The organism is Rhodococcus oxybenzonivorans (assembly GCF_003130705.1).
In the GTDB taxonomy this organism is placed as follows: Bacteria; Actinomycetota; Actinomycetes; order Mycobacteriales; family Mycobacteriaceae; genus Rhodococcus_F; species Rhodococcus_F oxybenzonivorans.
In genome coordinates, this window is the sequence record NZ_CP021354.1 from 4,320,249 (window position 1) to 4,331,694 (window position 11,446).

1 protein-coding gene (running past one end of the window) is annotated in these 11,446 nt (G+C 66.7%); it reads right to left on the minus strand.

The annotated features are described in order from the left end of the window. On the minus strand, positions 1–10,838 hold the start of the coding sequence (locus CBI38_RS20365) for a non-ribosomal peptide synthase/polyketide synthase (RefSeq protein ID WP_230989897.1). It extends 22,939 nt beyond the left edge of the window; only the first 10,838 of its 33,777 coding nucleotides appear in the window; it begins with the start codon at positions 10,836–10,838; the stop codon falls past the left edge of the window. Positions 10,839–11,446: the final 608 nt, after the last annotated feature.

The window sequence follows — 11,446 nt, forward strand, 5'->3', positions numbered from 1 at the left end:
AGTTCGACCCGGAGGCCACGAATCTTGATCTGGAAGTCACTGCGCCCGAGGAAGATCAACTCTCCGTCGGCGCGCTCGCGCACGAGGTCGCCGGTGCGGTACAGACGCGAGCCCGCATCCCCGAGGGGATTCGCGACGAAGCGCGAGGCGGTGACATCGGCCATTCCGCCGTAACCGCGCCCGACCACGACACCGCCGATGTACAGCTCGCCGGTCACGCCGGCCGGGACGGGACGCAGCCGCTTGTCCAGGACGTAGTACTCGGCACCGGGCAGCGGCGACCCGATGGGGATCGGGGTTTCCTCGGCATCCGGAGTCGTCAGGTCGAGCTCGTAGGACGCAGTGACGTCCGACGCTTCCGTCGGGCCGTAGGAGTTGACGAGGCGGACGCCTCGTCCGACCAGCTTGGCGTATGCGGCCGGTCGAATCTGCTCACCGCCGAGGACCACGCAGTCGAGCGACGCCATCGTGTCGTCTGCGTCGAGTTCGGCCAGCAATTCAAAAGCGCTGGGCGCCATGTTCACGATGCGGACGTCCGCCATCGCGAGGTGCCGCAGAATGTCGGCGGGGTCGAAGCCCTCGGCCGCCAGATGGACGACGCCGCCGGACATCAACGGAACCCACACGTTCTTCTGCGTCAGGTCGAACAACGGCGAACTCGCCACGAGAACACCGGTGCCCTCGGCGATGCGCATCTCGTCGCGGTACCAGCGGTAAGTGTTCAGCACACCCGCCATCGGCACCATCGTCGGCTTCGGCCGTCCCGTCGAACCCGATGTCGAGATGACGTAGGCGAGACGGGCCCCCGCCCCGTCGCCCACCCACGGGTCGAACGCGAGATCGCTTCCGTCGCGGGAGTCCAGTGCTCGAATGGTATCCGTGTCGTCGAGGACCACGGCCGTGTCGAGGACGCGATCGCCCAACGGCTTCCGTGCGAGTTCGCGCCACGACGACGTGGTGATCGCCGCGCGAGCTCCGCTGGTGTCGACGAGACCCGCGATGCGTTCGAGAGGCCATGCCTGGTCGAGTGGTGAGTAGGCGGCGCCGACCTTCCACACCGCGAGCATGCCGACGACCCAGTCGAGTGAACGAGGCAGGATCAGGGCGACGACGTCGTCGTCGCCGATACCCCGTTCGGCAAGCTCGCGGGCCACCTGGTTGGCGCGTCTGTTCAGCTCGGCGCGCGTGGTCGACACTCCCCCGGCGACCACCACGATCGCTTCGGGGTCGCGTTCGACGCTGTCCTGCCACGCCGCGAGGGGCGACTCCAGCCGTGCCGTCACCGCGTCCGCCGGGGCAGGCTCCACGACGGCAGGTGCGGCCGCGAACTTTTCGAGGTCCACGTCGCCGACAAGCCGGTACGCGTCGGCGATCACCTTGTCCAGGATCGCTCCGAAACCGTCCTGCCCGTCCTCCGACGGCGGAGCCATCATGATGGTCGGAACCAGACCGGACAGAACGACGGACACGATCGCGTCCGGAGCCATTCCCCGCTCAGCCAACGGCGCAGACATCAACCGGAGGCGTTCATCGAATTCCCGGTACGTCACCTGCATGCCGTCGTGTGCGACGGCTACGGCGTCGGGCGCGACGTCCACCGCGGCTGCCAGCAGCTGCGGTAGTTCGCGGACCGTCATCGTGCGGGCAGGTCGTGCTTGGCTCAACTTTGCTCTCTCGTGTTCGGTGAGAATGTCGATATCGCCTACGGCGACGAGTGGGTTCTCGACGACGGCCTCGAGGATCCGCACGAACCGCTGCGTGATGCGCTCCACACTCTCCCGTTCGAAGAGGTCGGTGGCGAAAGTGAAGCGGCCGCCGAGGCCGGACGGCCGGCCCTCGTCATCGGCCTTCTCGGACATGGTCAGGGTGAGGTCGTATTTGGCGCCCTCGGCCATGTCCTCGATGACCCGTACGGTGAGTCCGGGCAGTTCGAGCGATTCCAGACGGTTGTTCTGGAACGCCAACATCACTTGGAAGAGCGGCGAATACGAGGCGGAGCGGCGAATGTGCAGCGCTTCCACCAGTTTCTCGAACGGCACGTCGGAATGCCCGAACGCCGCGAGGTCGTTGTCGCGGATCCGTTCGATCAGCGCTGCGAAGGAATCACCCGCGTCGACCCGGGCCCGCAAGACGAGCGTGTTGACGAACATGCCCACCAGATCGTCGAGCATCTGGTCGGTTCGCGCCGCATGGGGCGTGCCGACCGTGATGTCGTCGCTGTTACTCAACCGTGCCAGCAAGGTGGTCAACGCCGCGTGGGTCACCATGAACAGTGACGCTCCGCGGTCTCTGCCGAGCTTCTCGAGCCCGCTGCGCAGTTCGGGCGAGATCACGAAGTCGACGGAATCACCGATCATCGACTGACGGGCAGGCCGCGCATGATCGCGAGGGAGGTCGATCAGCTCCGGTACCCCGGCCAGTGCGTTCTCCCAGTAGGAGATCTGCTCGGCCGCGAGGGACTTGCTGTCGGTGGGATCGCCGAGCACCTCGCGCTGCCACAGGGCGAAGTCGGCGTACTGCACCGGCAACGGCTGCCAGAGCGGAGCCGCACCCGCTGTCCGGGCGCTGTAGGCGACCATCACGTCCCGCGCCAACGGAGCCAACGAGGCACCGTCTGCGCAGATGTGATGGATCACCAGGACGAGAAGGAACTCCGTGTCGCCGGTCGCGAACAGGCGGATACGCAGCGGCGGGGCCGCCGTGACGTCGAACCCTTCGGTAGCGAATGCAGTGAGTACCGAGTGAAGCTCGGACTCGGGCACCTGCACGGGCGTCAGATCGACCGGCACCTCGTCCACGTCGACGACCTGCTGGTACGGCCCGTCGGCGGAGTCGGGGAACACAGTCCGCAGTGACTCGTGCCGCGCGAGGACATCTGCCACCGCCGACGACATCGCCCCGATGTCGAGGCTGCCGGACAGCCGGACCGCGAGCGGGATGTTGTACGCCGACGACGTCGTGTCGTACCGGTTCATCAGCCACATGCTCTGCTGGGCCATCGACATCGGAACCCGCTCGGGACGCGGCTGTGCGACCAGTGTCGGCCGGTCGGACCCCGAACCCGCGCCGTCGGTGACCAAGACAGCCAGGCGCTCGACCGTCGGCGCCTCGAAGAGCTCGCGCACACCCAGTCGTGTTCCCGCTGCCGCGTTCACTCGCGCGACAGCCTTGGTGGCGAGGAGTGAGTTACCGCCGAGGTCGAAAAACGACTCTGCCACACTGATTTTCGACAGTCCGAGTACCTCGGCGAAAACCCCGGCGACCAATTCTTCTGCCGCCGTGCGGGGTTCGACGACCTCACCCTGCAGCGCGTCGAAATCGGGCTCGGGCAGTGCCCGGCGGTCGAGCTTACCCGCGGTGGTGAGCGGAATCTCGTCGAGCACCAGAACAGCACTGGGCACCATGTGTGCAGGCAGCGTGCCAGAGACGAATCGGGTGACCTCGGCGGCGTCCACCGTGCTCCCGGCCGACGGCAGCACATAGGACACGAGCGCTGTCGCGCCCGAGGGCATGGTGCGGCCCACCGTGGTCGCGAACTCGAGAGCGGGATGCTGAACCAGGGCAGCGTCGATCTCACCGAGTTCGATCCGGAATCCGCGGACCTTCACCTGGAAGTCACTGCGGCCCACGTACTCGACGCCGTACCCGGCGCGATGTTCGGGGTCGACGACGAACCGGACCACATCACCGGTTCGGTACATCCGAGAGCCGTTCTCGCCGAACGGGTTCGCGACGAATCGCTCGGCCGTGAGGCCGAAGCGGTCGTGGTAGCCGCGAGCGAGTCCAGGTCCGGCGATGTACAGCTCGCCGTCCACACCGACCGGCACGGGACGCAGCTGCCCGTCGAGGACGTACACGGTGACGCCGCAAACCGGCCCACCGATCTCGATCCGCTTGCCGGGCTCGAGCACGTTACTGACGTTGCTCATCACGGTGGCCTCGGTCGGACCGTAACCGTTGTACATCCGGCGGCCGGGAGCCCAGCGCTCCACCAGTTCCGGGGGGCATGCCTCTCCGCCCACCACCACGACACCGAGTCGGTCCAGCCCCGACGGTTCGACCGACGCCAATGCCGCCGGCGTGACGAACGCGTGCGTCACCTCGTGTTCAGCCAGGAAGCTGCGGAGTTCTTCACCGCCGTACAGGTCTGCCGGCGCCACCACCATCGTGGCCCCGCACCCGAAGGCGAGCAGGAGTTCGAGGACGGACGCGTCGAAACTCGGAGACGCGAAGTGGAGCGTGCGTGCTGCGGGGGTGACCCCGTAATGGGTGCGCTGTTCGGCGGAGAAGTTGGCCAGCCCCGCATGGGTCACGGTGACACCCTTGGGCAGACCGGTGGTGCCGGAGGTGTAGATCACGTAGGCAACATGGAGGGCACGCAGCGGCGCGGTACGCTCCGAATCTGCCAGCGATGCCGATGATTCCCGCGAGCAGAGTGCATCGCACTCGGCGGAGTCGAGGACCAGCCAGTCGAGGTCCTGAGGAAGTCCCTCGCGCTGCGCCGCGACGGTCAGGCCCAGCATCGATCCGGAGTCGGCGATCATGTGCTCGACCCGCTCGGTCGGATAGCGCGGATCGACGGGCACGAACGCTGCCCCTGTCTTCGCGACCGCCCAGGTGGCGACCACGGAGTGCAGAGAACGCGTCATACCTAGCGCCACAGCAGTTTCCGGACCGACGCCGCGCCCGATCAGGACGCGCGCGAGCCGGTTCGACCGCTCGTCGAGTTCGGCGTACGTCAGCGTCGCGCCGTCGGCGATGACTGCGAGATGCTCGGGATCGAGTGCCACCGACGCGGACAGGATGTCGGGCAACAGAAGCTGTTCGGCGTCCTCGGTGCCCGACACCGCGAGAAGCGACGCACGTTCGGTGCCGTCGAGGATGTCGATGCGGGCAACCGGTGTGTCGACGTCGCCGGACACCGCCTCGAGAACACGGACCACCCGCGCCATGATCTCCCGTACCTGGGCGGATTCGAAGATCTCGGGCAGGAACTTCGCGGTCAGATGAAGGCGCGGGTCCGTCATCGCGACGATGGCGAGCGGGTAATGGGTGGCGTCGTTGGACGTCACGTCGAGGACGCGGAGCCCTTCGATGTCACTGCTCTGCGTGAGTGCCTCACGGTCGAGTGGGTAGGACTCGTAGACCATCAACGTGTCGAACAGCGCGCTCAGACCCAGGCCCTGCTGAATATCGGTCAGTCCGATGTGGTGGTGGTCGAGGAGCTCGGTCTGCTCGTGCTGGATCCGGTCGAGCAGGGTTCGCACGGAGTCGCCGGGGCGCACCCGCACCCGCACGGGAAGGGTGTTGATGAAGAGGCCCAGCATCGATTCGATTCCGGGAACCTGCGGTGGGCGGCCGGAAACGGTGGTGCCGAACAGCACGTCGTCCCGTCCGGTCAGCCTACCCAGCACGATGCCCCAGGCCGCCTGGACCAGGGTGTTCATGGTGACGCCGAGCTCACGCGAGCGTTCGGTCATCGCCGCGAGCAGCTCGTCGGGCAGGTCCACGACGAGTTCGCCCGGGGTGAGCGTCGCAGCGGTATCCTCGTGCGTCGGCGCGAGAAGGGTGGGTTCTTCGACGCCGGCCAGTGCCTGTGCCCACGCGGCCACGGACTGCTGCGGATCCTGGGTGGCGAGCCACTCGAGGTAGTTCCGGTACGGGCGCGGCTGTGGCAGCGCCAGGGCCTCACCGTCCACCGCGTACAGGGTCAGCAGGTCCTGGATGAGAACCGGCAACGACCAGCCGTCGAGCAGGATGTGATGGTTGGTGACGGCGAAGCGGTACCGATCCGGCGCGGTCTCCACCAGCAGGAAACGCACGAGAGGCGGCGCCGTCATGTCGAACCGGTCCGTCCGGTTCGCGAGCATCAGCGCGTCGACTCGAGCTTCGCGGTCTGCCTCCGGCAGCGATCGCAGATCGACGTGCGTCCACGGGACGTCCACATGGTCGACGACGACCTGCATACCGGTGCCGTCCTCGTCCAGGACGAAGGCGGTGCGCAGGTTGGGGTGCCGCGCGACGAGGGCTTCCGCGGCCCGGCGCAGGCGATCGACGTCGACCGTTCCACCGAGGTCCATGACGAGCTGAGTGGTGTAGACGTCGGTGGTGCTACTCGCCAACGCGGCGTGGAACAGCAGGCCCACCTGCAGGGGAGCGAGCGACCACACGTCGGCGAGCGCAGGATAGCTGCTCTCGAGCGCATCGATTCGGGGCTGACTCAGTGGTACGAGATCGAGATCGGAGGGAGTCCGTCCGCCGGCGTCCGGCCGCCGGGCGTGCTCGACGAGAGCCTCGAGCGCGCGTTTCCACAGCCCGGCGAACCCCTCCACCTCGGCGGTGGTGAGCACACCCTCCGGAAAATCGACTGTGGCGGAAAGACGTTGCTCCCCTTCGACATCGACGATCATCGCATTGATGTCGAGCGCGAAGTGCACCGGCATCTCGCTGTTGCGGGTGCCGGTGAGTTCCATGGTGTCGGTGTCGGGCATCCAACCCGCCGCACGCAGGGCCGCCGGGATGTCGCCCACCGACACGCGACCGAGGTAGTTGAAGCTGATCTGCGGGCTGGGCAGATCGGCGAGTACCGACCTCGTCTCGGCGTTCAGATAACGCAGCAGGCCGAAGCCGATACCGTGCTCGGGCACCTGCGCCAGCTGCTCCTTGACGGTCTTGAGCGCCGTGCCCGCGGCCTTCCCACCGGCGAGCGCGTCCCCCAGATCATCCAGCGGTGCCGCCAGGCGAACGGGATACATACTGGTGAACCAGCCCACTGTCCGGGACAGGTCTGCTCCCGGCAGGACCGTTTCCTCACGGCCGTGACCCTCGAGGTGCACCAGAGTCGACGACTCGAAGATTCCGCGCTCCGCACGCCACGCAGCAACCGCCAGCGCGAGCGCCGTCAGCAGCCCGTCGTTGACACCACCGTGGAACGCACGCGGCACGTGGGTCAGCAGACCGTCGGTGACGTCGGCGGAGACCTCGAGCCGAACCCGACCGGTGGTGGAGACCACGTCGCGGCCGTCGAGAGCCCGCGAGCCGATCAACGGATCGGAGCCGTCGAGCGTGTTGCGCCAGAAGTCCAGTTCCGCAACTCTCCGTGCACTTTTGGCGTTGTCGGACAGTCCGTGCGCCCAGCGGCGCACAGACGTGCCCACCGCCGGGAGCAGCGGATCGGCCCCTGCCGAAATCTGCGACCACGCGGCCGCGAAGTCGGGCACCAGCACTCGCCACGACACACCGTCCACCGCGAGGTGATGGATGACGACGAGCAGCCGACCGGACTGCGGCTCCGTGTCGGCGCCCTCGCCTTCGGCGCTCGCGGCTTCGATACCCTCGGGGGCGTCGCCGCCCGCTGCGAACTCCGCGGGCGCGAACCAGACGAACCGCACCACGCGGCCTGCGGTGGGATCCAGGGTGTCGACGGTTCGTTCGAGGGCGTGTGCCGCCAGCGCCTCGAACGAGTCGCTACCCGGCCCCTCCGTGAACTCGACCCGGTCGACGAGCTCGTCGACGTCGACGGAGCCGATCGGCGAGATCTGCAGAGTCCAACCATCCGCAGCGTCGTTGCGCCGCAACACGGAACGAAGAGCGTCGTGGCGATCGACGACCGCCGACAAGGTGCGAACCAGCCTCTGCCTCTCGACCTTCGGCGGGAGCGTGAGCAGAATGGACTGGGAGAAGCTGTGGAAGTCGCCGCCCAGTTCCGTCATCCAGTGCACCACCGGGGTCAGCGGCATCGTGCCGATACCGGCGCCCGGCAGTTCCTCGAGAACGTGGACCGTTGCGGAATCGGAGGCCGAGGTGGCCACCTCGGCGAGAGAGGCCACGGTCTTGCGCTCGAAGACGTCGCGGGCCGTGAAGAGGACGCCGGCTTCCTTGGCCCGGGACACCAGCTGGATCGAGACGATGCTGTCACCGCCGAGCGCGAAGAACGAGTCGCCGACGCTGACGCGCGGAACGCCCAGAACCTCGGCGAAGAGGCCTGCGATCGACTCCTCCATCGCACTGCGGGGAGCGATGAATTCGCTGGCTTCCGCCGCGAAGACAGGTTCGGGCAGTGCCTTGCGGTCGAGTTTTCCACTCGCGCCGACCGGCATCTCGGCGATCACCATGACGGAATCGGGGACCATGTAGGACGGTACGGCGCGACCGACGTGGTCGATCAGCGCTGCGACGTCCACGTCCGAGCCGGATTCGGGGACGACATAGCCGACCAGCCGCTGTCCCAGGGAACTGTCGTGCACCACCGCAACCGATTGCGCGACATGGGGATACGAGGACATCGCGGCCTCGATCTCGCCCAGCTCGATCCGCAGACCCCGAACCTTGACCTGGAAGTCGGTGCGGCCGAGGTACTCGATACTGCCGTCCACCCGCCACCTGACCAGGTCGCCGGTACGGTACAGCCGGGACCCGGAAACCCCGAAGGGGTTGGCTACGAAGCGTTCTGCCGTGAGGTCGGGCCTGCCCTCGTATCCGCGGGCGGTTTGCGCCCCCGCGAGATACAGCTCTCCTGCGGATCCGATGGGCGTGGGTCGCAGGTGACCGTCGAGCACGTACGCCTCGGTATTCCACACGGGAGTTCCGATGGATACCGTGTGGACGGCCTCGCGGTCGACTTCTCCTGCGGTGGCGTGCACGGTGAATTCGGTGGGGCCGTACAAGTTGTGCAGCGCCGCGTCGGATCGTGCCCGGAATGCAGCCGCCACTGACGGCGGAAAAGCCTCTCCCGCAACGAGAACCAGCCGAAGAGAGGCCAGCTGGTCCCGGCCGGCCTCGGAGGTGAACACCGAGAGCATCGACGGAACGAACGAGGTGGCCGTGACCTTCTCGCGAGCGATCAGATCGGCGAGGTATGCCGGATCGCGGTGCCCCTCGGGAGCCGCGATCACGACGCGCGCGCCCGAGACGAGTGGTGCGAACAGCTCCCACACCGAGACGTCGAAGGTCGTGGGGGTTTTCTGCAGCACGACATCGTTCGCGTCGAGGTGGTAGCGCTCCGCGATCCAGGCGACCTGGTTCAGCACGGACCCGTGGCCGACGGCCACGCCCTTCGGACGTCCGGTGGACCCGGAGGTGTAGATGACGTAGGCGGGATTGGCGGGCCGAAGGTCCGCCAACCGCTCGGCATCGCGGATCGGGCCGGCATCGATGCTCTCGAGGTCGAGTGCGTCGATCTCGACCACGTCGTGGCCGGGCGGAAGCGTCAACCGGTCCCGGGTCACCGTCAGGATGCACTGCGGTCGGGCGCTGTCGAGGACGTAGGCAGTGCGCTCGGCTGGATGATCGGGGTCGAGCGGGACATAGGCAGCACCCGTCTTGACCACCGCGTACATCGCCACCATCGAGTCGAGGGAGCGGCGGATCGCGAGCGCGACCTTCGTCTCCGGTCCCACACCACGCCCGATCAGCACCCGGGCCAGACGATTGACGCGTGCGTCGAACTCGCTATACGTCCACTCCTGCCCCTCGAACACCAGCGCCGTCGCGTCGGGGGTTCGGGCGACCTGGGCGTCGAACAGGTCGACTATCGTTCCAGCCGGCGGTGTGACGACCTCACCGTTCCAGCCCGACACCACCTGCTCACGTTCCTCGGAACTCATCGGGGCCAGATCCGACACGGGCGCGTCGTCGCCGGCCCCGAGGAACCGCTCGAAGAAGTCGAAGAATCGGCTGTGGTGCCGGTTCAACTCGTCCGCGGAGTACAGATTGGGGTTGGCTTCGAAGTCGATGTGGATCTTGTGGCCCGCGACGCCCTGGTAGATGTTCAGGGAAAGATCTTCGACCGGGCCCGTCGTGAGCACATTCTGATGTCCGGTGACGGTGCCCAGCTTGATCTCGCTGTGGAACATCATGATGTTGATGGACGGGCCGAAGAAACCGCGCTGTCCCTGGGGCGCGCCGGCGTCGCGGCGGATGTCCTCGTGCCGATAGCGCTGACGACGCAGAGCGCCTGTCAGCTCGATCTGCACACTCTTGACCAGCTCCGGAACCGTCATCTCCGGAGTGATCTGGAGGCGGAGCGGCACGATGTTCGACACCATTCCACCGGAGCGGCGCAAAGTGGCGGTGGTGCGTGCCGAGACTGGGAGGCTGAGTACGACGTCCGTGCGGTCGGTCATGTGGGCGAGGTAGGCGGCGAATGCGGCCACCACGACGGGAGCGGAACTTGCGTTCGTCCCGTCCAGTGCCTCGTCCAGCAAGGTCGCGGTCGATTCGGGCAGTGCCTCGGAGGAGAGCCGCGCGAACTTGCCCACCTTCGCGGCGCGACCGGCGAGGCTGGGCGCTTCCGGCAGGTGCGCGGTGCGTTCGGCCCAGTATTCCCTGTCTTTCGCGAACCGTTCGGAGCTGCGGTAACGCTGCTCGTCTTCGACGATCCTGACAAGGTCTTCCGCGCGCGGTGCAGGCGGCTCGGTGGACTCGACCAGCGCCGTGTAGATCTCTGCAATCCGGGCGATGAGCGCCATCGCCCCGAACCCGTCGAGCGCGATGTGGTGAATGCGGCAGAACCAGAAGTAGTGATTCTCACCGACGTGCAGAAGGTAGACCACGACCAGACGGTCTTCGAGAAGGTCGACGGGAGCGCTGTAATTGGCGCGCATCCACTTCTGGGCAGCGTCGACGGAGTCGTCCTCGCCGCGGAGGTCGACGTACGTGATGGCGTCATCCAGCGTCTTGTCGACGTACTGGTGCGGCACACCGTCGATCTCGACGAGGCGGAGGAAGCCCGAGCCGAATTCCCGGCCGGAACGGATGGTGGCTTCGGTCAGAAGGTCGAGGTCGATGTCTCCGCGGAGTTCGATGTACTGAGCGATGGTGAGGGGAATGTCGCCCATCGCATGTTGAGCGAACCAGATCCCTCGCTGCGCAGCTGACAGCGGAAAGGCTCCGATGGGAGCACCGTTACTACCCGCTGCATGTCCCGACCCCAAGGGTTACTCCGTTCTCGAACGCGTGGCTTGCCGCCGCCTGTGTGACTGGTGATTGGTAGCTCTGAACGCCACTACATGCACGTGCCTCGGTCCGAGGCCACTCGCGAATCGGGAACGGGACGGCCCACCTTGGGCTGATCGACGAGTTCCACCACAGTGGAGATCGATGCAGTGCGCCGTGGGGCGCTCTGACATCCCGGATCATTCGCGGTGAGCGGGTTCATTCCTGGCTCCGTTCCTTCATCGATCCAACAAGCGGCCACCCAATCGGTGCTCGTCACCCTCGGAGTCGACAGACGAGTCTACGGCGGAAATAGACGTCCGATCTTTCGCCACACTCATGCCTGCACCCTCCTCTCATTCGTCGGTGACCATCTCGGTTCGTCCTGTGTCGAAATAACGCCGGGGTGTACATCGGTCACATACCCACCACTGTTACCTGCCGAGCTGTGACCTTCCCGACCGTCGATACTTCCAGAATCAGTCGAAATTTGGATCGGCGACGCGCACAT